At 71.1% G+C, this 23,355-nt stretch carries 15 protein-coding genes and 1 pseudogene; 7 read left to right on the top strand and 9 right to left on the bottom strand.

Going from position 1 to position 23,355, the window contains the following annotated elements; genetic code table 11:
- Positions 1-4 precede the first annotated feature (4 nt).
- The gene (locus BLW14_RS25930; protein ID WP_093709584.1) at positions 5-676 is read left to right on the top strand and encodes a response regulator; all 672 of its coding nucleotides are present in this window, start codon (positions 5-7) and stop codon (positions 674-676) included.
- Positions 677-700: 24 nt separating this feature from the next.
- Here the strand turns inward: BLW14_RS25930 and BLW14_RS25925 are convergent, their stop codons facing one another.
- The 3 genes from BLW14_RS25925 to metH all read right to left on the bottom strand — a co-directional run bounded on the left by BLW14_RS25925 (position 701) and on the right by metH (position 6,781).
- A complete protein-coding gene (locus BLW14_RS25925) occupies positions 701-2,299 on the bottom strand; it encodes an ABC transporter substrate-binding protein (protein ID WP_093709583.1) in 1,599 nt (532 codons plus the stop codon).
- A gap of 157 nt (positions 2,300-2,456) precedes the next feature.
- On the bottom strand, positions 2,457-3,149 hold the full coding sequence (locus tag BLW14_RS25920) for an HAD family hydrolase (RefSeq protein ID WP_093709582.1): 693 nt from the start codon (positions 3,147-3,149) through the stop codon (positions 2,457-2,459).
- 119 nt (positions 3,150-3,268) lie between these two features.
- Complete coding sequence (gene metH / locus BLW14_RS25915) at positions 3,269-6,781, bottom strand: methionine synthase (protein ID WP_093709581.1); 3,513 nt, start codon at positions 6,779-6,781, stop codon at positions 3,269-3,271.
- A 238-nt stretch (positions 6,782-7,019) separates the two neighbouring features.
- On the opposite strand from metH, the gene BLW14_RS25910 reads away from it, so the two are divergent.
- The 5 genes from BLW14_RS25910 to BLW14_RS25890 all read left to right on the top strand — a co-directional run bounded on the left by BLW14_RS25910 (position 7,020) and on the right by BLW14_RS25890 (position 12,822).
- Positions 7,020-7,784 (top strand): IclR family transcriptional regulator, encoded by a 765-nt coding sequence (locus tag BLW14_RS25910; protein ID WP_177154243.1) that lies wholly within the window; start codon positions 7,020-7,022, stop codon positions 7,782-7,784.
- 262 nt (positions 7,785-8,046) lie between these two features.
- Positions 8,047-8,838, top strand: coding sequence for an MIP/aquaporin family protein (locus BLW14_RS25905; RefSeq protein WP_093709579.1), 792 nt, complete (start codon positions 8,047-8,049; stop codon positions 8,836-8,838).
- A 42-nt stretch (positions 8,839-8,880) separates the two neighbouring features.
- A complete protein-coding gene (gene glpK / locus BLW14_RS25900) occupies positions 8,881-10,422 on the top strand; it encodes a glycerol kinase GlpK (RefSeq protein WP_093709578.1) in 1,542 nt (513 codons plus the stop codon).
- A 5-nt stretch (positions 10,423-10,427) separates the two neighbouring features.
- On the top strand, positions 10,428-12,041 hold the full coding sequence (locus BLW14_RS25895; protein ID WP_093709577.1) for a glycerol-3-phosphate dehydrogenase/oxidase: 1,614 nt from the start codon (positions 10,428-10,430) through the stop codon (positions 12,039-12,041).
- Between the two features lie 109 nt (positions 12,042-12,150).
- Positions 12,151-12,822: a FadR/GntR family transcriptional regulator gene (locus BLW14_RS25890; protein WP_018524064.1), complete on the top strand. Its 672-nt coding sequence runs from the start codon at positions 12,151-12,153 to the stop codon at positions 12,820-12,822.
- 131 nt (positions 12,823-12,953) lie between these two features.
- On the opposite strand, the gene BLW14_RS25885 is transcribed toward BLW14_RS25890, so the two are convergent.
- The 5 genes from BLW14_RS25885 to BLW14_RS25865 form a co-directional block, all read right to left on the bottom strand.
- A complete protein-coding gene (locus tag BLW14_RS25885) occupies positions 12,954-14,006 on the bottom strand; it encodes an ABC transporter permease (protein WP_093709576.1) in 1,053 nt (350 codons plus the stop codon).
- Positions 14,003-15,523: a sugar ABC transporter ATP-binding protein gene (locus BLW14_RS25880; RefSeq protein WP_093709575.1), complete on the bottom strand. Its 1,521-nt coding sequence runs from the start codon at positions 15,521-15,523 to the stop codon at positions 14,003-14,005. The genes BLW14_RS25885 and BLW14_RS25880 overlap by 4 nt, the downstream gene beginning before the upstream one ends.
- 2 nt (positions 15,524-15,525) lie before the next feature.
- A complete protein-coding gene (locus tag BLW14_RS25875; protein WP_093709574.1) occupies positions 15,526-16,566 on the bottom strand; it encodes a sugar ABC transporter substrate-binding protein in 1,041 nt (346 codons plus the stop codon).
- Between the two features lie 63 nt (positions 16,567-16,629).
- Complete coding sequence (locus BLW14_RS25870) at positions 16,630-17,409, bottom strand: SDR family NAD(P)-dependent oxidoreductase (RefSeq protein WP_093709573.1); 780 nt, start codon at positions 17,407-17,409, stop codon at positions 16,630-16,632.
- The gene (locus BLW14_RS25865; protein ID WP_093709572.1) at positions 17,406-18,743 is read right to left on the bottom strand and encodes an enolase C-terminal domain-like protein; all 1,338 of its coding nucleotides are present in this window, start codon (positions 18,741-18,743) and stop codon (positions 17,406-17,408) included. Before BLW14_RS25865 ends, BLW14_RS25870 begins: the two co-directional genes overlap by 4 nt.
- A 255-nt stretch (positions 18,744-18,998) precedes the next feature.
- Between BLW14_RS25865 and BLW14_RS25860 the strand changes: the two genes are divergently transcribed.
- Complete coding sequence (locus tag BLW14_RS25860) at positions 18,999-20,225, top strand: PAC2 family protein (RefSeq protein ID WP_093709571.1); 1,227 nt, start codon at positions 18,999-19,001, stop codon at positions 20,223-20,225.
- Positions 20,226-20,285: 60 nt separating this feature from the next.
- Here the strand turns inward: BLW14_RS25860 and BLW14_RS25855 are convergent.
- Positions 20,286-23,335, bottom strand: a pseudogene (locus BLW14_RS25855) (NPCBM/NEW2 domain-containing protein).
- Positions 23,336-23,355 lie beyond the last annotated feature (20 nt).

The raw sequence follows: 23,355 nt of genomic DNA, 5'->3' as shown, positions 1-23,355 counted from the left end.
TCTGGTGGCTATCCGCGTCCTTCTGGTCGACGACCAACCGCTGCTGCGCACCGGCTTCCGGATGATTCTGGAGGCCGAGGGCGATCTGGCGGTGGTGGGCGAGGCCGGTGACGGTCTCCAGGCTCTCGACCAGGTGCGCGCGCTCCAGCCCGATGTGGTGCTGATGGACATCCGGATGCCGCGGATGGACGGTGTCGAGGCGACGCGGCAGATCACCGGTCCCGACCGGGACGGCCCGGCGAAGGTGCTGGTGCTGACCACGTTCGACCTCGACGAGTACGTGGTGGAGGCACTGCGGGCCGGTGCGAGCGGCTTCCTGCTCAAGGACGCGCCGGCCGACGAGCTGGTGCAGGCGATCCGGGTGGTGGCGGGTGGTGAGGCGATGCTCGCCCCGAGCGTGACGCGCCGGCTGCTCGACAAGTACGCGGACCACCTGCCGTCCGGCGAGGAGCCGCTGCCGGACACGCTGCACACGCTGACGGACCGGGAGGTCGAGGTCCTGAAGCTGGTGGCGCGCGGCCTGTCGAACGCGGAGATCGCCGCCGACCTGTTCGTCAGCGAGACGACGGTGAAGACCCATGTGGGCCATGTGCTGACGAAGCTGGGCGTGCGCGACCGGGTGCAGGCCGCGGTGTACGCGTACGAGAGCGGTCTGGTGCGCCCCGGCGCGCAGTGACACCGGGGCGCGGCGGGGTGCTGCTCAGTCGGCGCCCCGGCCCAGTTCCCACAGGTGGAGGTCGGCGCTGGAGTCGACCGCCCATTCGACGCCGCTGAGCCCGTCCACGGCGGCGACGTACTGCTTGCCCTGCCAGATCGGGAGAACGGGCACGTCCCGGGCGACGATGTCCTGGAGCCGTTCGAAGGCGGGTGCGACGCCTCCGCGGTCGGCCTTGCGGCGCGAGTCCGCGATCAGGCCGCGGGCCTCGGTGGAGGCGTAGGGCGAGCCGAGGAAGTTGTCCCGGCCGAGGAAGGGCGCCGTGTAGTTGTCGGGGTCCGGGAAGTCGGGGAACCAGCCCATGCCGTAGACGGCGTAGTCGCCGCGGAGTTCGGCGGGGCGGTAGCGGGCCCAGGGGGTGCCCTCGGTGGTGACGTCGAAGAGTCCGGTGTCGTTGAGCTGCTTCTTCAGCGTCTCGAACTCGGTGGCGGTGTCCCGGCCGTAGTGGTCGTCCGTGTAGTGCAGCGTGAAGCGCACCGGTGTGCGGACCTTGGCCTTCCTGAGGAGGGCGGCGGCCTTGTCGGTGCTGGGTTCGCCGTAGGTGCTGTAGAACGCGTTGGCGTGTGCGGTGATCCCGGCCGGGATCAGGGAGTACAGCGGCTCGACGGTGGTGCCGTAGACCTGGCTCGCGATCCGGCCGCGGTCGACGACCTGGGCGATGGCCTGCCGGACGGCCTTGTTGCCGAGGGCGGGGTCCTCGGTGTCGAAGCCGAGGTAGCTGATGGCGAGTCCGGGCATCTCGGTGAGGCGGACGCCGTCCTCGGGCTTCGCGAGCAGCTGCTGGGCGCGGTCGGAATCGATGGTGCGGGCCATCATGTCGATCTTCTTGTCGTCGAGCGCACTGCCCATGGCGGTGGCGTCGGGGAACAGTTCGAGTTCGACGTCGTCGCTGCGCACCTCGTAACTCCCCCGGTAATGGGGATTCCTGGTGAAGGCGATTTTCACGACCCGGCCGGATTTCACTTCCGGTTTCATGGTGTACGGCCCCGAACCGTCCACCTGGAATCCGCTGCGGGCGGAATTCGCGGGGTACTGGTCGCGCGGGACGATTCCTGCGGCCGGGGTGGCGAGCTTGTACGGGAAGGTGGCGTCGGGGGTCTTCAGGTGGAAGACGACCTCGCGGGTGCCGCTGGTCTCGACGGTGTCGATGTTGTCGAGGAGGGCGGCGGGCCCGTTGGCGGACTTGATGCGCAGGACGCGGTCGATGGAGTACTTGACGTCGTCGGCGGTGACGGGGCTGCCGTCCGAGAAGGTGAGGCCGGCACGCAGGGTGCAGCGGTAGCTCTCGCTCTCGCGGTCCGTGAAGGCGCAGCTCTCGGCCGCCTCGGGGACTGGGCGGCCGCCGCCGCGCGGGGTGGCCATCAGGGTCTGCACGGTCTGCCGCAGGACGTTCCAGACGCCCGCCTCGTAGCCGACGGCCGGGTCGAGCGGCGCGGGGGCGCCCGCGGAGGCGGCGATCCGGTCCGTGGTGCCGACGACGATCGCGCCGCTTCCGGTGCTGCCGCCGTCCGTCGCGCCGCAGCCGGCGAGCACGGGCGCCAGGAGGCCCGCGACGGCGGGCAGCACCAGGGTCTTGCGTTTCATGGTTGGCCGTTCTCCCTCATCGGTTCAGGGAGAAAGACATTAGCGGGCGTGTTCCGGAATAGCGGACGGAGGTGGCGCGCGGAATTCATTCGCACGCTCACCGCGAGAGCTTTTCCTTTCATTCACAGGAATACTCTCGGTGCCCGTCCCGGCGCATTCAGTTGATGAGGCTCCGGAGGAATGTGAGATTGACTTCCTCCAGCGATCCCACCACGACCCGGCCCTCGGCGGCCGCGATCGGGGAGACCGAGGGCACGGCGACCACCCGGCATCCGGCCGCCTCGGCGGCGGCGACCCCGGTCGCGGTGTCCTCGATGACGGCGCAGAGCCTGGGATCGACGCCGAAGCCGTGCGCGGCGGTCAGGTAGGGCTCGGGGTGCGGCTTCGTACGGGAGACCTCGTCGCCCGCGACGGTGAGCCCGAAGTGGTGGTGGCCCACCGAGTCGAGGACCCGGTCGATGATGCGGCGGTGCGAGGCGGAGACGAGGGCGGTGGGGATCTCGTGCCGCCGCAGCTCCGCGAGGAGGCGGGCGGCCCCGGGCATCAGGGGGACGCCCCGGCCGATGCGCTTCTCGAACCGGTCGTTGAGCAGCACGGTGAGCTCGTCCAGCGTGACGTCGGCGCCGGTGGCCTCCACGAGGTAACCGGCGCTGCGGGTCATCGGCCCGCCGACGACCACCTCGCGCCATGCCTCGTCCAGCCGGTGCCCGAGGTCGGCGAAGACCTCGACCTCGACGTCCCACCAGAAGCCCTCGGTGTCGACCAGGGTGCCGTCCATGTCGAGAAAGACGGCCTGGAGGGCAGCGCCCTCCGCCGTACGGGTCAGGGACGCGGGAACCGTACTGGTCATCCGGCACACCTTCCATGAGGGACGAGAAGGCCGGCCACCCGTCCCGGAGGATGGGCGACCGGCCTGCGCTGGACCGACAAGTGTACGACGTGATCGGCTACGACGCGTCGAACGGAGTCTTACCGCGCGTTGAAGTACTTCGCCTCGGGGTGGTGGATGACGATCGCGTCGGTGGACTGCTCGGGGTGGAGCTGGAACTCCTCGGAGAGGTGGACGCCGATCCGCTCGGGCCGGAGCAGGTCCGCGATCTTGGCGCGGTCCTCCAGGTCCGGGCAGGCGCCGTAGCCCAGCGAGAAGCGCGCGCCGCGGTACTTCAGCGCGAACATGTCCTCGACGTCCGCCGGGTCCTCCCCCGCGAAGCCCAGCTCCGAGCGGACCCGGGCGTGCCAGTACTCGGCGAGGGCCTCGGCCAGCTGGACGGAGAGCCCGTGCAGCTCCAGGTAGTCGCGGTAGGCGTTGGCCTCGAAGAGCTTGGCGGTCTCGGTGCCGATCCGGGAGCCGACGGTGACGACCTGGAGGCCGATGACGTCCTTCTCGCCGGACTCCTCGGGGCGGAAGAAGTCCGCCAGGCACAGGCGGCGGCCGCGGCGCTGGCGCGGGAAGGTGAAGCGGGTGCGCTCGGAGCCGTCCTCGTGGAGCAGGATCAGGTCGTCGCCCTTGGAGACGCAGGGGTAGTAGCCGTAGACGACGGCCGCTTCCAGCAGGTTCTCCGTCTGGAGCCTGTCGAGCAGGCCGCGCAGGCGCGGGCGGCCCTCGCTCTCGGCGAGCTCCTCGTACGTGGGTCCGTCGCCGGCCCTCGTCTGCTTGAGGCCCCACTGGCCCTTGAAGAGGGCGCCTTCGTCCAGCCAGGAGGCGTACTCCTTGAGCTGGATGCCCTTGACGACGCGGCTGCCCCAGAAGGGCGGGGTGGGCACCGGGTTGGTGACGGAGACGTCGGAGCGGACGCCCTCCTCCGGCTCGTTCACCTCCAGGACGGCGGTGTCGCGCTTGGGGACGCGGCGCCGCTTCAACTCGGGCAGGGTGGCGCCGGGGACGCCCCGCTTGACGGCGATGAGCGCGTCCATGAGGCGCAGGCCCTCGAAGGCGTCGCGGGCGTAGCGGACCTCGCCCTCGTAGATCTCGTGGAGGTCCTGCTCGACGTAGGCGCGGGTCAGGGCGGCGCCGCCGAGGATCACCGGGTAGTCGGCGGCCAGCTTGCGCTGGTTCAGCTCCTCCAGGTTCTCCTTCATGATCACGGTGGACTTGACGAGGAGGCCGGACATCCCGATGACGTCCGCCTTGTGCTCCTCGGCGGCCTCCAGGATGGCGGAGACGGGCTGCTTGATGCCGATGTTGACGACGTTGAACCCGTTGTTGGACAGGATGATGTCGACGAGGTTCTTGCCGATGTCGTGGACGTCGCCGCGGACGGTGGCGAGGACGATGGTGCCCTTGCCCTCGGCGTCCGACTTCTCCATGTGCGGTTCGAGGTAGGCCACCGCGCTCTTCATGACCTCGGCGGACTGGAGGACGAACGGCAGCTGCATCTGGCCGGAGCCGAACAGCTCGCCGACGACCTTCATGCCCGCCAGGAGCGTGTTGTTGACGATGTCGAGCGCGGGCGTGTCCCGCAGGGCCTCGGCGAGGTCGTCCTCCAGGCCGTTCTTCTCGCCGTCGATGATGCGGCGCTGGAGGCGCTCGTCGAGCGGGAGGGCGAGGAGTTCCTCGGCCTTGCCCTCCTTCATCGACTTCATGTTGACGCCCTCGAAGAGCTCCATGAGCTTCTGCAGGGGGTCGTAGCCCTCGGCGCGACGGTCGTGGATCAGGTCGAGGGCGACCTTGACCTGCTCCTCCTCCAGACGGGCGATCGGCAGGATCTTCGAGGCGTGCACGATCGCGGAGTCGAGACCGGCCTTGACGCACTCGTCCAGGAAGACGGAGTTGAGGACGACGCGGGCGGCCGGGTTGAGGCCGAAGGAGATGTTGGAGAGGCCGAGCGTGGTCTGCACGTCCGGGTGGCGCTTCTTCAGCTCGCGGATGGCCTCGATGGTGGCGACGCCGTCCTTGCGGGACTCCTCCTGGCCGGTGCAGATGGTGAAGGTCAGGGTGTCGATGAGGATGTCCGACTCCTGGATGCCCCAGTTGCCGGTCAGGTCCTCGATGAGCCGTTCGGCGACGGCGACCTTGTGCTCGGCGGTGCGGGCCTGGCCCTCCTCGTCGATGGTCAGCGCGATCAGCGCGGCGCCGTGCTCGGCGGCCAGCCGCGTGACCTTGACGAAGCGGGACTCCGGGCCGTCGCCGTCCTCGTAGTTGACGGAGTTGAGGACCGCGCGGCCGCCCAGCTTCTCCAGACCGGCCCGGAGCACGGGCAGCTCGGTCGAGTCCAGGACGATCGGCAGGGTGGAGGCGGTGGCGAAGCGTCCGGCCAGCTCCTCCATGTCGGCGACGCCGTCCCGGCCGACGTAGTCGACGCACAGGTCGAGCATGTGCGCGCCCTCGCGGATCTGGTCGCGGGCCATCTCCACGCAGTCGTCCCAGCGGCCCTCCAGCATGGCCTCGCGGAACTTCTTGGACCCGTTGGCGTTCGTACGCTCGCCGATCGCCAGGTACGCGGTGTCCTGGCGGAAGGGGATGCTCTGGTAGAGCGAGGCGGCGCCGGGCTCGGGGCGCGGGTCGCGGGCGCCCGGGGCGGTGCCGCGTACGCGCTCGACGACCTGGCGCAGGTGCTCGGGGGTCGTACCGCAGCAGCCGCCGACCAGCGAGAGGCCGTACTCCTGGACGAACGTCTCCTGTGCGTCGGCCAGGCCCTCGGCGTCGAGCGGGAAGTGCGCGCCGTCCTTGGTGAGCACGGGCAGTCCGGCGTTGGGCATGCAGAGCAGCGGGATGCGGGAGTGGCGGGTGAGGTAGCGCAGGTGCTCGCTCATCTCGGCCGGACCGGTCGAGCAGTTCAGGCCGATCATGTCGATGCCGAGGGGCTCCAGCGCGGTCAGGGCCGCGCCGATCTCGGAGCCGAGGAGCATGGTGCCGGTGGTCTCGAAGGCCAGCGAGCACAGCAGCGGCAGGTCGCTGCCCAGGGTGTCCAGGGCGCGGCGGGCGCCGAGGATCGCGGCCTTGGTCTGAAGGAGGTCCTGGGTCGTCTCGACGATGAGCGCGTCGGCGCCGCCGGAGATCAGGCCCTCGGCGTTCGCCTGGAAGCCGTCGCGGATGGTGGCGTACGGGACGTGGCCGAGGGTCGGCAGCTTGGTGCCGGGGCCCATGGAGCCGAGCACCCAGCGCTGCTCACCGGTGGACGCGGTGAACTCGTCGGCGACCTCGCGGGCGATGCGCGCGCCCGCCTCGGACAGTTCGTGCACGCGCTCGGGGATGTCGTACTCGCCGAGGGCCGCCGTGTTGGCGCCGAAGGTGTTGGTCTCGACGCAGTCGACGCCGACGGCGAAGTACGCCTCGTGCACCGAGCGCACGATGTCCGGCCGGGTCAGGTTCAGGATCTCGTTGCAGCCTTCGAGGTCCTCGAAGTCCGCGAGCGTGGGGTCCTGGGCCTGGAGCATGGTGCCCATGGCACCGTCGGCCACCACCACGCGGGTGGCGAGCGCCTCACGGAGGGCTGCGGCTCGGGTCCGGCTGTCGGCGGAAGGGGTCGGCGACGAGGCCATGGATGTACTCCCTGGGATGCGACGGCTGTCGGCTTTGCGTCTTCGGCGGAAGGCGCACCCGGCCAGGGTAGCCGGGCCGCGACCTGGGCCGTCACTCTGTCCCACGAGCCGGACGGCATCCTGTTGGCGGGGGGTTCCGGCGTGGCGGAGTGCCGCGGACTTCTCCAGCGGTCGAGCGCGGGTCGGCATCGACCGATAGTGTTCAGCATTGTCGAACAAGGTGGAGGAGTACGGCGCGATGGCCAAGAACATCCAGTCGCTGGAGCGGGCGGCCGCGATGCTGCGCCTGCTGGCAGGCGGCGAGCGGCGGCTGGGGCTGTCCGACATCGCCTCCTCACTGGGCCTGGCCAAGGGCACCGCACACGGCATCCTGCGCACGCTCCAGCACGAGGGCTTCGTCGAGCAGGACTCCGCCTCCGGCCGCTACCAGCTGGGCGCGGAGCTGCTGCGCCTGGGCAACAGCTATCTCGACGTCCACGAGCTGCGGGCCCGCGCCCTGGTCTGGACGGACGACCTGGCCCGGTCCAGCGGCGAGAGCGTCCATCTGGGCGTCCTGCACCAGCAGGGCGTGCTCATCGTCCACCACGTCTTCCGCCCCGACGACAGCCGTCAGGTGCTGGAGGTGGGGGCCATGCAGCCGCTGCACTCCACGGCCCTGGGCAAGGTGCTGGCCGCGTACGACCCGGTGGCGCACACCGAGGCCGTGGAGAGCGAGCGGCGGTCCTTCACGCCCCGGACGGTCACGGACCCGGAGGAGTTCGAGACGGTGCTCGACGTGGTCAGGGCCCGGGGCTGGGGCTCCGACGTGGAGGAGACATGGGAGGGCGTGGCCGCGGTGGCCGCCCCGATCCACGACCGCCGCCGGATGCCGGTCGGGGCCATCGCCGTCACCGGCGCGGTGGAGCGGGTCTGCCAGGGCGGGGAGCTGCGCCCCGAACTGGTCGCGGCGGTGCGCGACTGCGCCCGCGCGGTCTCCCGGGACCTGGGCGCCAGGCGCTTCTGAGCCGCCCGCCCGGGGCGACACGCACGGCCGCGTACCGGGCCGGCTTCCCCCGTAACGATCGATTCGTACGTCACACCCCTCTTGACGCTGCCCTTCCCGGGAGAAACACTGCCGTTCATCGGTCGGCATTGTCGAACACTTAACGGAAATTCGCGTTAGGGTGTGACGGTGCCACGGGCCGGCCAAGCCCTTACACGAGGGCGCGGACCACCGGAGGGACCCGGGGTTCGGCTTCCCTGGACGAAGGACAAAGGAGTCGCGGGTGTCCAGCTCCGACATCTTCATCGGCGAGACCATCGGTACCGCCGTACTCATCCTGCTCGGCGGCGGTGTCTGTGCCGCCGTCACGCTCAAGCACTCGAAGGCGCAGAACGCCGGCTGGGTCGCCATCACCTTCGGGTGGGGCTTCGCGGTACTGACCGGCGCGTACCTCGCCGGCGGCGTGTCGGGGGCGCATCTCAACCCCGCCGTCACCATCGGCCTGGCGATCGAGGGCGGCACGAAGTGGGGCGACGTACCGCTCTACCTCGCCTCCCAGCTCCTCGGCGCGATGATCGGCGCGGTGCTGGTCTGGCTGACCTACTACGGACAGTTCCGGGCGCACCTCACCGATCAGCAGATCCTGCGCGACCATTCGGGTGAGGAGGGCATGGTCGACAAGGCCGCGGCCCCCAAGGCGGGCCCCGTGCTCGGTGTCTTCTCGACGGGCCCCGAGATCCGCAACGCCGTGCAGAACGTACTCACCGAGGTCATCGCCACGGTCGTGCTGGTGCTCGCCATCCTCACGCAGGGCCTCAACGACGACGGCAACGGGCTCGGCACGCTGGGCGCGCTCATCACCGCCCTGGTCGTCGTCGGCATCGGCCTGTCGCTCGGCGGTCCGACGGGGTACGCGATCAACCCGGTACGCGACCTCGGTCCGCGTATCGTGCACGCGCTGCTTCCGCTGCCGAACAAGGGCGGCTCCGACTGGGGCTACGCATGGGTCCCCGTCGTCGGCCCGCTGATCGGCGGCGCACTCGCGGGCGGGCTCTACAACCTCGCCTTCGCCTGACCCGTACCCACCCCACACCGCACAGACCTCCGGGAGCACACCGTGACCGACGCACACACCACCGGCAGCCACGGCACCGGGCCGTTCATCGCGGCCATCGACCAAGGCACGACCTCCAGCCGCTGCATCGTCTTCGACAAGGACGGACGGATCGTCTCCGTCGACCAGAAGGAGCACGAGCAGATCTTCCCCAAGCCGGGCTGGGTCGAACATGACGCGGCCGAGATCTGGGAGAACGTCCAGGAAGTCGTCGCCGGAGCGATCGTGAAGGCGGGTATCACCGCCGCCGACGTCAAGGCGATCGGCATCACCAACCAGCGCGAGACCACCCTGCTGTGGGACAAGCACACGGGTGAGCCCGTCCACAATGCCCTCGTCTGGCAGGACACCCGTACGGACGGGCTCTGCAAGGAGCTCGGCCGCAACGTCGGCCAGGACCGCTTCCGCCGCGAGACCGGGCTGCCGCTCGCCTCGTACTTCGCCGGGCCCAAGGTCCGCTGGCTGCTCGACAACGTCGAGGGGCTGCGCGAGCGGGCCGAGCGCGGCGACATCCTCTTCGGCACCATGGACTCCTGGGTCATCTGGAACCTCACCGGCGGCACCGACGGCGGCGTCCACGTCACCGACGTCACCAACGCCTCGCGCACGCTCCTGATGAACCTGCACACCATGCAGTGGGACGAGAAGATCTGCTCGTCCATCGGGGTGCCCATGGCCGTGCTGCCCGAGATCCGCTCCTCCGCCGAGGTGTACGGCAACGCCAAGGGCGGCGTGCTCGAAGGCGTGCCGGTGGCCTCCGCGCTGGGCGACCAGCAGGCGGCGCTGTTCGGCCAGACGTGTTTCGCCGAGGGCGAGGCCAAGTCCACATACGGCACCGGCACCTTCATGCTGATGAACACCGGCGGCACCCCGGTCAACTCGTACAACGGGCTGCTCACCACCGTCGGATACCAGATCGGCGACAAGCCCCCGGTGTACGCCTTGGAGGGGTCGATCGCCGTCACCGGTTCGCTGGTGCAGTGGATGCGCGACCAGATGGGGCTCATCCAGTCCGCGGCCGAGATCGAGACCCTGGCCTCCTCGGTCGAGGACAACGGCGGCGCGTACTTCGTGCCGGCCTTCTCCGGCCTGTTCGCCCCGTACTGGCGCCCCGACGCCCGCGGTGTCATCGCCGGCCTCACCCGCTACGTCACCAAGGCGCACATCGCCCGTGCCGTGCTGGAGGCCACCGCCTGGCAGACGCGTGAGATCAGCGACGCCATGACCAAGGACTCCGGCGTCGAGCTGACCGCGCTCAAGGTCGACGGCGGAATGACCTCCAACAACCTGCTGATGCAGACGCTCGCCGACTTCCTGGACGCGCCCGTGGTGCGCCCGATGGTCGCCGAGACCACCTGCCTCGGCGCCGCCTACGCCGCCGGCCTGGCCGTCGGCTTCTGGCCGGACACCGACGCGCTGCGCGCCAACTGGCGCCGGGCCGCCGAGTGGACCCCCCGCATGGACGCGGACACCCGCGCCCGCGAGTACAAGAGCTGGCTCAAGGCCGTGGAACGCACCATGGGCTGGCTGGACGACGAGGAGTAGACACCATGACCACCCTGCAGAGCGTCCCCGCCCTCGGGACGCATCCGGCCTCCGGCTCCCTCCCGAGCCGCGCCGAGACCCGGGAGCAGCTCTCCAAGGCGACGTACGACCTCCTGGTGATCGGCGGCGGCATTCTGGGCATCTCCACCGCCTGGCACGCCGCGCAGTCCGGGCTGCGGGTGGCCCTGGTGGACGCCGGCGACTTCGCCGGCGCCACTTCCTCCGCCTCCTCCAAGCTGCTCCACGGCGGTCTGCGCTACCTGCAGACCGGCGCGGTGAAGCTGGTGGCGGAGAACCACTTCGAGCGCCGTGCGGTCTCCCGCCAGGTCGCCCCGCACCTGGCCAACCCGCTCACCTTCTACCTGCCGGTGTACAAGGGCGGGCCGCACGGCGCGGCGAAGCTCGGCGCGGGCGTGTTCGCGTACTCGGCGCTGTCCGCCTTCGGCGACGGCGTCGGCCATGTGATCAGCCCGTCCCGGGCGGCGCGCGACGTGCCGGAGCTGCGTACGGAGAACCTCAAGGCCGTCGCGGTCTACGGCGACGACCAGATGAACGACGCGCGGATGGCGCTGATGACGGTCCGCGCGGCCGTCGACGCGGGCGCGGTGGTCCTGAACCACGCGGCCGTGACCGGGCTGCGGTTCACCCGGGGCCGGGTGACGGGCGCCGAGCTGCGGGACTCCGTGGACGGTACGGAGTTCGGGGTGACCGCCCGGCTGGTGCTCAACGCGACCGGGCCGTGGGTGGACCACCTGCGGAAGATGGAGGACCCGAACGCGGCGCCCTCCATACGCCTGTCCAAGGGCGCCCACCTGGTGCTCAAGCGGACCCGGCCGTGGAAGGCCGCGCTGGCGACGCCGATCGACAAGTACCGCATCACCTTCGCGCTGCCGTGGGAGGACATGCTGCTCCTCGGCACGACGGACGAGGAGTACGAGGGCGACCCGGCGGATGTCGCGGTGACCGAGAAGGACACCGCGCAGATCCTGGACGAAGCGGCGTTCTCTGTCCGCGACCAGCAGCTGTCGCGGGACCTGATCACGTACTCCTTCGCCGGGCTGCGGGTGCTGCCGGGCGGACCGGGCGACACCTCGAAGGCCAAGCGCGAGACGGTCGTGACGGAGGGCCGGGGCGGGATGCTGTCGGTGGCCGGCGGCAAGTGGACGACGTTCCGGCACATCGGCCGTACGGTGATGAACAAGCTCGCCGCGCTGCCGGGGCACCCGCTGGCGGACGACATGGAGCCGATGGCCCGGCTGCCGAGGAAGCTGCCGCTGCCCGGCATCGCCAACCCGAACGCGGTGGCGCACCGGCTGCTGATCGACGGCGGGACGCCCGGTCCCCGGATGGCCGCCGACACCGCGCGGCACCTGGCCACGCACTACGGTTCGCTCGCGTTCGACATCGCCCGGCTGGCCAACGAAAACCCGGAGCTGGGCGAGCGCGTCCACCCGGACGCGCCGGAGATCTGGGCGCAGGTCGCCTACGCCCGGGACCACGAGTGGGCCGAGACGGCGGACGACGTGCTGCGGCGGCGGACGACGCTGACGATCCGGGGCCTGGCGACGGACGACGTCCGGGCCGGTGTGGAGAAGGTCCTCGGCGAGCGTCGCGGCTGAGCGGGGACGGGCCGGTACGGCCGTCGGACCACGAGTTGGCCGGACGGTCGTACCGACCCTTGTCGTGGCCGCATAATGGGGCGATACATCGGATGTCTGGAGGTCGCCCATGGCTGTCACCGACGAGGCCATCGAGAAGATCAAGGGAATGATCGTCTCGGGTGCGCTACGGCCCGGCGATCGTCTCCCCAAGGAGAGCGAACTCGCCTCGGAGCTGGGGCTTTCCCGCAACTCGCTGCGGGAGGCGGTGCGCGCGCTCTCGCTGATCCGCATCCTCGACGTCCGTCAGGGCGACGGCACGTATGTGACCAGTCTGGACCCGCAGCTGCTGCTGGAGGCGCTGAGCTTCGTCGTGGACTTCCACCGCGACGACACCGTGCTGGAGTTCCTGGCGGTACGCCGCATCCTGGAGCCGGCCGCGACGGCGATGGCGGCGAGCCGGATCGGCGAGGAGGAGCTGGACGCGCTGAGCGCGCAGCTCGACGCGCTGGGCGAGCGGCCTTCGGTGGAGGAGCTGGTCGCCTGCGACCTGGACTTCCACCGGGGCATCGTGCAGGCGTCGGGCAACTCGGTGCTCTGCTCGCTGCTGGACGGCCTGTCGGGGCCGACGACGCGGGCGCGGGTGTGGCGCGGGCTGACCCAGGAGGACGCGGTGAGCCGGACACTGCATGAGCACCGGGCGATCGTGGCGGCGCTGCGGGATCGCGATGCGGAGGCTGCGCGGGCGTGGGCGACGGTGCATGTGGCCAGCGTGGAGCAGTGGTTGCGGTCGACGTTGTAACCGTTTCGGGGCTCTGCCCCGGACCCCGCTCCTCCATCGCCGGAGGGGCTGATACGGCCCGTCCGGAGGGGCTCGAAGGCAAGCGCCGGGCGGGCTGAGAAAGCCCGTCCGGCGCTTGAGGACCAAGAGGTTCAGTCCTGCTTCTCGCCGCTCGCGAAGCGGGAGATGACCAGGGCGACGATGATGATCGCGCCGTTGAGGAACTGGTTCCAGAGGGCCGGGACGCCGCCGAGGGTCATGACGTTGACGACCAGCTGGAGCGTCAGTACGCCGGTGAGGGCGCCGAACAGCGTGCCGCGGCCGCCCTTGAGGCTGATGCCGCCGATGACCGCGGCGGCGAACACCTGGAAGATCCAGCCGTCGCCCTGGGTGGCGGCGACCGCGCCGTAGTGGCCGGTGTAGAGGATGCCGGCGAAGGCCGCGAGCAGGCCGCCGATCGCGAGGACGGTCCAGGTGACCCGGTCGACGCGGATGCCGGCCGCGCGGGCCGCCTCCGGGTTGCCGCCGATCGCGTACAGCGCGCGTCCGTGGCGCAGCCAGGCGAGCGCGGCGCCGCCGACGGCGAAGAGGACCAGGCAGATCCAGACGGCGGCCGGCACCCCGAACCACTCGCTCTTGCCGAGGTAGCGGAAGGACTCCGGGACGTCGGTGATGGACTTGCCCTCGGTGATGCCGATGTGGAGGCCGCGCAGCATCGTGAGCATGCCGAGCGTGGCGATGAAGCCGTTGACCCGGAGCTTCAGCATCAGGAAGCCGTTGACCGCGCCGACCGCGAGGCCGGCCAGCAGGCAGAGCGGGATCGCGGACCAGCCGGGAAGCAGTCCGAGGCCGGCGAAGCGCCCGCCGTCCGGGGGCAGCACCAGCCACATCGCGACGACGGGCGCGATGCCGATCGTGGACTCGAGCGAGAGGTCCATCCGGCCGCAGATGAGGATCAGCGCCTGACCGAGGACGAGCAGGCTCAGCTCGGAGGACTGCTGGACGACGCTGATCAGGTTGTCCGAGGTGAGGAAGACCGGCGAGACGATGAAGCCGATCAGCATCAGGACCAGGATCACCGGCACCAGCGAGAAGTCGCTCCACCGGATCAGCCTGAGCCTGCTCAGCGGGGTGTCCCCGCCCGGGGAGCCCTTGAGCGCCGCGTCGAAGTCGTCGGCCGTGGACGGCCGTACCGTGCCGGTCATTCCCTCTCCCCCACACCTTCCATGGCGGCGACGAGCTCCCCGTCGGTCCACCCGCTGTCGAACGCTGCGACGACCCGCCCGTGGAACAGGGCGAGGACCCGGTCGCAGACCCGCAGGTCGTCCAGTTCGTCCGAGACGACGACGGCGGCGTTGCCCGCGTCGGCGACCCGGCGTACGACTCCGAGGAGGGAGTCCTTGGACTTGACGTCCACGCCCGCGGTGGGCCGGACCGCCACGAGCACGCTGGGGTCGCGGGCCAGGGCGCGGGCGACGACGACCTTCTGCTGGTTGCCGCCGGAGAGCCCGGAGACGGGCTGCTCGGGGCCCTGGGTCTTGATGTCGAGCGAGGCGATCATCCCCCGCGCGAACTCCCTGGTACGGGAGGGCAGGACGGTCCCCCACGGGCCGAGCTGGTCGGCCACCGTGAGCGTGGCGTTCTCCGCGACGCTGCGCTCCGGGACGAGGCCCTGGTCGTGCCGGTCCTCGGGGATGTAGCCGATCCCGGCGGCCAGCGCGTCCGGCACGCTGCCCGCCCGTACGGCCCTGCCGCGCACCCGGACCGTGCCGCCGCCCGCCTTGCGCATACCGGCCAGCACCTCGCCCACGGCGGTGTTGCCGCTGGCCGCCGCTCCGGCGAGGCCCAGCACCTCGCCGGGGCGGACCTGGAGGTCCAGGGGCTCGAACCGGCCCGCGAGGCTGAGCCGTTCGGTGCTCAGGACGGGCTCGGCCGACGGGTCGGGCGCCGTCCCGCCGGCCGCGTGCCAGGCAGTGGCGCCGGCCGCCTTCTCGCCGGTCATGGCCGCGACCAGGTCCTCCTTGGCGACCTCGTCGACGGGGGCGGTCAGGACGTGCCGGGCGTCGCGGTAGACGGTGACCGCGGTGCACAGCTCGTACACCTCCTGGAGGTGGTGCGAGATGAAGAGGAACGCCACGCCCCGGCTCTGGAGTTCGCGGAGCTTCTCGAAGAGGCGGGCGATGCCCCGGGCGTCGAGCTGGGCGGTCGGCTCGTCCAGGACGATCAGCCGGGCGCCGAAGGACAGGGCGCGGGCGATCTCCACGAACTGCCGCTGCTCGACCGCGAGATCGCGCGCCCGGGTGTTCGGGTCGACCTGGACGCCGTACGCCGCGAGCAGCTGCTCGGCCCGTCTGCGCAGCTTTCCCCAGCTGATCCGGCGGGCGTTCTCGTCGAACCGGTTGAGGAAAAGGTTCTCGGCGACGGTCAGGTCGGGGACGACCATGGACTTCTGGTAGACGCAGGCGACCTTGGACTGCCAGGCCGCGGTGTCCCCGAAGGCGGGCGCGGGCTCGCCTCCGAAGGTGACCGTGCCCGCGTCCGCCCGGTGCAGGCCGGTGAGGACGCCGACCAGCGTGGACTTGCCGGCGCCGTTGCGGCCGACGAGCGCGTGGGACTCGCCGGGCCGCACGGTCAGCTTCACCCCGTCGAGCGCCACGGTCGGCCCGAAGCGCTTGACGACGCCTTCCGCCTGTACGGCGGGTGGTGGTGCCTGAGCGTCCATGGCTAGTTCTTCTTCTCCAGCTGGTTGGCCCACAGCTTCGGGTCGTCCACGTTCTCCTTGGTCACCAGGGGCGCGGGGAGCTGGTCCTCGTAGCCGTTCGGGATCTTGATGATGGTGGAGTCGTGGTCGGTGGGGCCCTCCTTGAACGCCTTGCCGTCGAGGGCCGCCTTCGCGTAGTACAGCGCGTACTTCGCGTACAGGTCGGCGGGCTGGGAGATCGTCGCGTCGATCTTCCCGGCCCTGATGGCGTCGAACTCCTCGGGGATGCCGTCGTTGGAGATGATGGTGATGTGGCCGTCCGAACCGGCGGGCTTCAGCAGTTTCTTCTGCTCCAGGAGCGCGAGGGTCGGCTGGAGGAAGACGCCGCCGGCCTGCATGTAGATGCCGTTGATGTCGGGGTGGGCGGCCAGCGTGGACTGGAGCTTCGCGGAGGCGACGTCGCCCTTCCAGTCGGTGGCCAGCTCGAACACCTTGATGCCGGGGAAGTCCTTGTCCATGCACGCCTTGAACGCCTCGGAGCGGTCGCGGCCGTTGATGGACGACAGGTCGCCCTGGAACTCGACCACCTTGCCCTTGCCCTTCAGCTGCTCGCCGAGGTACTTGCAGGCGTTGGTGCCGTACGCCTTGTTGTCGGCGCGCACCACCATGTAGATGTCGCCCTTGTCGGGTCGGGTGTCGACGCTGACGACGGGGATCTTCCTGTCGTTGAGCGTGTTGAGGGACTCGGCTATCGCGCCGGTGTCCTGCGGGGCCATCACGACGGCCTTGGCGCCCTGGTCGGTGAAGGTCTGGACGTTGGCGACGAGCTTGCCGATGTCGTTCTGGGAGTTGGTCAGCGGGAGCGCGGAGACCTCGCCGTCCCTGACGCCCTTCTTGATGTAGTTCTGGTAGGAGTTCCAGAAGTCGCTGTCGCTGCGCGGCAGGTCGATGCCGACCTTGCCGCCGCCCGCGCCGCCGTCCGACGATTCGCGGTTGCAGCCCGCGAGGGCGGTGACGGCCAGCAGTACGGCACAGGCTGCCGCACTCGTCGTACGCACTCTCATTGGTGTCCCGTTCCTTTGTGGGGTCGCGGCTCGGACCCGGTGGGCGTTGGCGGGGGTGCGGGTTCAGCTGCCGGCGGGGCGAAGGCGCAGGCCCTGCATCCCGCCGTCGACGGCCAGGGCCGTGCCCGTCACGGAGGCCGCGGCGGGACCGGCGAGGTAGGCGACCGCGGCGGCCACCTCGTCGGCGGAGACCAGCCGGCCCAGCGGCTGCCGGGCGGCGAGGGCGGCCCGTTCGGCGGCCGGGTCGTCCGCCTGGTCCAGGAGCCGGCCGATCCACGGGGTGTCGGCGGTGCCCGGGTTGACGCAGTTGACGCGGATGCCCTCGCGGACGTGGTCGGCGGCCATGGCGAGGGTGAGTGAGAGGACGGCGCCCTTGCTCGCGCTGTACAGGGCGCGCCGGGGCAGCCCGGCGGTCGCTGCGATGGAGCAGGTGTGGGTGATGGACACGGCTCCGGGGCGCTCGGCGGCCGCCCGGCGCAGGTGCGGCAGGGCGTGCCGGGCGGCGCGGACCATGCCGAGGACGTTGATGTCGAGGACCCGGGCCCATTCGGCGTCGTCGTTGTCCGTGACGGTGCCGACGGCGCCGATGCCCGCGTTGGAGACGAGGGTGTGCAGGGAGCCCAGTTCGACGGCGGCCCGGTCCACGGCGGCGCGCACGGCCGCGTCGTCGGTGACGTCGGCCTCGACGGCGAAGGCGCCAGCGGGTGCGCCCGTGATGTCCCGGTCCAGGACGGCGACGCGTGCCCCGCGTGCCAGGAGCAGCGTGGTGACGGCGGCCCCGATGCCGGAGGCGCCGCCCGTCACCAGGGCGTTCATCCCCTCGAAGTCGCGTGTGCCGGTCATCGGCTCTCCTCCTTCTGTGCGCGGCGGGCCTGCCAGACGGGGCCCTGCGGGTAGCGGTGTGCGGCGATGGACTCGGGGCGCATCCTGGCCGAGAAGCCGGGGGCGGCCGGGGCGGTGTAGCGGCCGTTCGCGATGACGGCCGGGTCGGTGAAGTGCTCGTGGAGGTGGTCGACGTACTCGATGACCCGGTCCTCGCGGGTGCCGGAGACGGCCACGTAGTCGAACATCGAGAGGTGCTGGACGAGTTCGCAGAGCCCGACGCCGCCCGCGTGCGGGCAGACCGGGATGCCGTATTTGGCGGCGAGCAGCAGGATCGCCAGGTTCTCGTTGACGCCGGCGACGCGGGCGGCGTCGATCTGGACGAAGTCGACGGCCCCGGCCTGGAGGAGCTGCTTGAAAACGACCCGGTTGGCGACGTGTTCACCGGTGGCGACCTTTACCGGCTGTCCGGCGCGGACGGCGGCGTGGCCGAGTACGTCGTCGGGGCTGGTGGGCTCCTCGATCCAGTGCGGGTCGTACGGGGCGAGCGCGGTCATCCACGCGACGGCGTCGGCGACGTCCCAGCGCTGGTTGGCGTCGACGGCGATGCGGACGCCGGGGCCGACGGCCTCGCGGGCGAGCGCCATGCGGCGGACGTCGTCCTCGACCCGGCCGCCGACCTTCAGCTTGATCTGGGTGAAGCCGTCGGCGACGGCCTGCTCGGCGAGCCGGACGAGCTTGTCGTCGGAGTAGCCGAGCCAGCCGGGCGAGGTGGTGTACGCGGGGTAGCCCTCGGCGCGCAGCCGGGCGGCGCGTTCGGCGCGGCCCGGTTCGGCGGCGCGCAGGATCGCCAGGGCCTCGTCGGGGGTGAGGGCGTCGGTGAGGTAGCGGAAGTCGACGAGGGAGACCAGCTCCTCGGGCGTCATCTCCGCCAGGAACTGCCAGACGGGTCTGCCCGCGAGGGTGGCCGCCAGGTCCCAGGCGGCGTTGACCACCGCGCCGGCCGCCATGTGCATCACGCCCTTCTCGGGCCCGAGCCACCGGAGTTGGGAGTCGTGCGTGAGGTCCCGGTACAGGGCGCCGAGATCCGCCGCCGTACGCGGAACGGGGCGGCCGGTCAGGTAGGGGCGCAGTGCCTCGATGGCGGCGGCCATGACCTCGTTGCCCCGGCCGATGGTGAAGCAGAAGCCGTGCCCCTCGACCGGGGCGCCGTCCCTGCCGGCGGCACCGGTCCGCAGGACGACGTAGGCGGCCGAGTAGTCGGGGTCCGGGTTCATGGCGTCCGAGCCGTCCAGTTGTTCCGAGGTCGGAAAACGGATGTCGTGGACCTCGAAATCCGTGACGGTCTGACTCATGCGCGCCCCCAGGGGAAATAACATCGGACCTCTGTTCCGGTCATCCGATGTATAGCGGCGATCGAGGCCGCAAGTCCAGAGCCGGGAGCAGATTTCCGGTTGACAGCTCGGATGTATCGGGGGCCGATGCCCATCGGACGCGTTTGCGCACCCCGATGCACCGGGTTCACCCGGCCGTGCAAGGGGGCTGCGGTCGGGGAGGCCGAAAGCCGTAAGGTTGTCCCGTACGCAAGGGAACTTCGGAAGGAGGCCTGGGTGATCGAGCTCGAGGGGGTTCCCGAGCTGATCGACCCGGTCATGGTGGCCGCGTTCGAGGGGTGGAACGACGCAGGTGACGCCGCCTCCACGGCGGTCGCGCATCTCGACCGGGAATGGAAGGGCGAGGTGTTCGCGGCGCTCGACGCCGAGGACTACTACGACTTCCAGGTCAACCGCCCGACGGTGTGGCTGGACGGCGGGGTGCGCAAGATCACCTGGCCGACGACCCGGCTCTCCGTGGTCCGTGTGGGCGGGGACAAGCCCCGCGATCTCGTCCTGGTCCGGGGCATCGAGCCGTCCATGCGCTGGCGCTCGTTCTGCAACGAGATCCTGGGCTTCGCGCACGAGCTGGGCGTCGAGATGGTGGTGGTGCTCGGTGCGCTGCTCGGCGACACCCCGCACACCCGCCCGGTCCCGGTCAGCGGCGTGACGTCCGACCCCGATCTGGCGCGCACCATGGACCTGGAGGAGACCAGGTACGAGGGCCCGACCGGCATCGTCGGCATCCTCCAGGAGGCGTGCACGCACGCGGGTGTGCCCGCGGTGAGCCTGTGGGCGGCGGTGCCGCACTACGTGTCGCAGCCGCCCAACCCCAAGGCGACGCTGGCCCTGCTGAACCGCCTCGAGGACCTGCTCGGACTGCGCATCCCGCTCGGCGAACTGCCGGAGGACGCGCGCGCCTGGCAGGTCGGGGTCGACCAACTGGCCGCCGAGGACAGCGAGGTGGCCGAGTACGTGCAGACCCTTGAGGAGGCCCGGGACACCGCGGAGCTGCCCGAGGCGAGCGGCGAGGCCATCGCCCGGGAGTTCGAGCGCTATCTGCGCCGCCGCGATCCGGGCCCGGGCCAGCCGCCCGGCGGGCACGCCACGGAGAGCGGGGACGCGACGTACCTCCGGGACACGTCGAGCGGCCGGACCAGGCCGCCGAAGCCGGGGCCCGGCCAGCCGGGCGGTCCGGCCCAGCCCGAGAGCCCCGGCCGGCCGGGCCGTCCGGCGCCCGGCCTGCCGCCGGCCGACGGGCCCGGCGGCCGCGCCTCGGGCGCGGACGGCGGCCCGGCGAAAACGCCCGACGACGAGCCGGACGGCGACGGCCCGGACACCTCCCGCGCGGGCGACGACCGCGCGGGCGACGACCGCACGGACGACGGCGGGCCGTCCAACGGCCGCCCGGACGGCGGCCCGGCGGACGGTGACGGGTCCGACGGCTCCTCGTCGCAGGACTGAGCGCGGCACGGAGCCGGGCGGGTGCGAACCCGCCCGGCTCCTTCGCTGTGTGACGGTCACTCAGGAACAGCTGAAGCGCCCGCGCCCCAGTCGCCGTGGTCACCGGTCTTGGACCCGTTGGTGTCCGTGACCTTCAGGCGTACGTGCCGCGCGCCGTCGAGCGCCACGTCGACCGGTACGGTCTCCGACGCGCCGGTCACCTTCGGCGAGGTCCACAGCACCTTGCCGTCCGCCTCGACGGAGAACGCGACCTCGCCGTACCCGTTGATCTCGTCGTCGATGCCGGCGTCCGCGGTGAACCGGGAGCACTGCCCGCCGAGGTAGACCTCGATGTCGGAGTCGGCGTGGGTGCCGATCCCCTTCTCGTACGTCTTCCCGGCCAGTGTGAGCGGGTGCCCGTCGGCCGCGCCCGACTCGCCGTTGCTGCGGTCGCGTTCGGCGGGGCCGTAGCCGTTGGCCGCGTTCAGCCACTCCATGTCGCTCGCCCAGGTCTCACCGGTGGGCGGCGCAGGCATCACGGACACCGCCAGCCGCTCCGTGGCCGTGCGGGACTCGCCCGCCGACCGGTAGCGCGCGAGGGCGGTCAGCCGCGCCTCGCCGGCCTTCGCGTCCTTCGCCGGGGTGACCCGGACCTCGACGCGGCGGGTGGTGCCCGCCGGTATCCGCTTCACGGGCGCGGCGGGGGTGGCCCACCAGCCCTCGGGCACGTCGAGCGTGACGGACGCGTCCGTGACGTCCGCGCTGCCCGCCGTGACGTCGACGGCGACGGTGCTCGGGGCGCCGGCGCCGGTCTCCTGGCCGCGCGGCGCGGTGACGGTGGCCGCGGCGGTGACGTTCCGGCCGCCGACCGCGCTCGCGTTCTTCAGCTTCACGGAGAACTTCCGGTCCGTGGGCAGCGGCGCCGTCTTGATCTTCACCACGCCGCCGCGGTCGTCCCGGTCGTAGAACCAGCCCTGCTTCGCCTTGGCGTACGCGGCGGCGGAGGTGAGCCGGGGCAGCTTGCCCTCCAGCTGGACCGCGCTCGGCTCGGAGCCGGTGTGCACGGTGAACTCGTACGGGCGGCTGCGCTGCTTGCCCTTGAAGGTGCCCTTGCTCGCGCCGATGTCCACGGTCACGTCGCCGGAGCCGCGGGCGGGTGCGCGGACGTCGGCGGTCTGGGTGGCGTACGCGCCGTCGCGGTGCTCACGGGTGACGCCGTCGTCCTCGTACAGCGTGAACGAGGAGCGGCCCTGCGGGTAGATGTCCCAGGCCAGCGGGGAGGAGGCGGTGCGGTCGGTGTACGAGCGGATGCCCGGCCACATCGGCACGCTCGCCCCGGCCTTCACGAACAGCGGCAGGGTGTCGAGCGGGGCGCTGTAGTCGTCGACGGTGACGGGGCCCTGGTAGGTGCGCCCGGTCCAGTAGTCGGTCCAGGTGCCCTTCGGCAGGTAGATGCCGTCGCGCTCGGTGCTGTCCTCGTAGACCGGGGCGACGAGGAAGTCCTCGCCCGACATGAACTCGTACTTCGCGGCGTCGGTCGCGGCCTTCGGGTCGTCCGGGTACTCCAGGACGAGCGGCCGGACCATGCCGACGCCGGTCTTGGTCGCCTCGTGGGCGTAGGAGTACTGGTAGGGCAGCAGCGACTCCTTGAGCTTGAGGTAGTCGCGGTTGACGGAGGTGTACGGCTCGCCGTAGCGGAAGGGCTGCTTGTCGCTGGCCGCCCAGCCGTCCATGGTCATCGTGGTCCCCAGGAACATCTTCCACTGGAGGTCACGGGTGTACGTCTTGGCGCTGCCGCCGAAGATGCCGTCGACGTCGCCCGTGGTGTAGGCCAGGCCGGACATCGTGGCGCCCGCGTAGGTCGGGATCTGCCAGCGGATGTAGTCCCAGGTGCCGTACTGGTCGCCGGACCACTGGACCCCGCAGCGCTGCGCGCCGGCCCAGCTCTCGGGGGCGTACGTGAAGCCGCGGGCGTCACTGTTGGCCTCGATGCCCTTGTACGCGTCCTTGCAGCCGTCCAGGGCGAACTTGTAACCCGCGCCGACCCAGGCCACGTCCAGCTTGGCGACGCGCTGGCCGGCCTTCACCTGGTCGCCGAGCTTGTCGATGCCGTCCTCGGTCCACAGGCCGGCCTGCATGCCGCGGTCCTGGAGGCCCTTCGCGGTCTCGGCGAGGTTCTCGTAGCCGCAGCCGTATCCGTCGTTGACGAGCATCCAGCCGTTGGGCATGTCGTTGTCGAGGTAGCCGTCGGCGACCTTCAGCGCGTCCAGGGTGTGGCGCTCGCCCCGGTTGGCGTTGTGCAGGTAGCAGTCGGCGTCACCGATCTCCATGCCGTACACGGGCGGCAGGAACGGCTTTCCGGTGAGCTGCGTGTACTGGCCGATGACGTCCTTGGCACTGTCGCCCGCGAAGTAGTAGGCGTCGAAGCGCTGTTCCTTCTCGCTGGTGGTCACCGGGTCGTTGAAGGCGTAGGTGCCGGGGGCGAAGGTGTTGCGGAAGACGCCGTAGCCGGCCGACGAGAGGTAGAACGGCACCGAGTTGGGGTGGCCGCCGTCGTCCCAGTTGTAGTCGACGCCCACCTCGACGGTCTTGCCCCGGTGTGAGGTGTTGCCCCGGCCGTTCTGCATGCCGGCGCCGTAGAACTGCTCGTCGGCGCCGCGCGCGAGGGTCTGGGTGGTCTGATCGGCGTCCCAGCTCAGCCCCTTCGCCTCGGACCAGACCCGGCTGCCGTCGGCCCGGTACAGGGCGAACCGCAGAGGCGACTTGTAGACACGGAGGGTGACGCTGCGGGTGGACAGCTCGTAGCGGTCGCCGCGCTCCTTCCAGCGGGTGCGGGGCGGTGTGCCCTGCGGCAGGACGATGGCGTCGCCGGCCGGGTCCTGGAAGGTGCCGTCCGGGGCGAGTTCGATACGGAAGGTCTTCTCGGAGACGAAGCTGACCCGTGCCTTGGCCGCCCCCGCCGTCAGGCGGTACACGGCCCCGTCGGCCGAGAAGCCGGTGAGGTCGCCGACCGTCGTCCCGGCGGGCTCGGCCGCGTCGTCGGCGTTGGCCGCCCCTGGTCCGGTGAGTACGGCGAGCAGTCCCAGCAGCGCTGCAACTACCGCCGATCTGATGCGCGTTGATGATTGCATAGAGCGCTTTTAGCGCAGCA

This window comes from Streptomyces sp. 2131.1 (assembly GCF_900105515.1).
Taxonomy (GTDB): domain Bacteria; phylum Actinomycetota; class Actinomycetes; order Streptomycetales; family Streptomycetaceae; genus Streptomyces; species Streptomyces drozdowiczii.
This window is presented reverse-complemented; position numbering and strand designations above follow the sequence as displayed.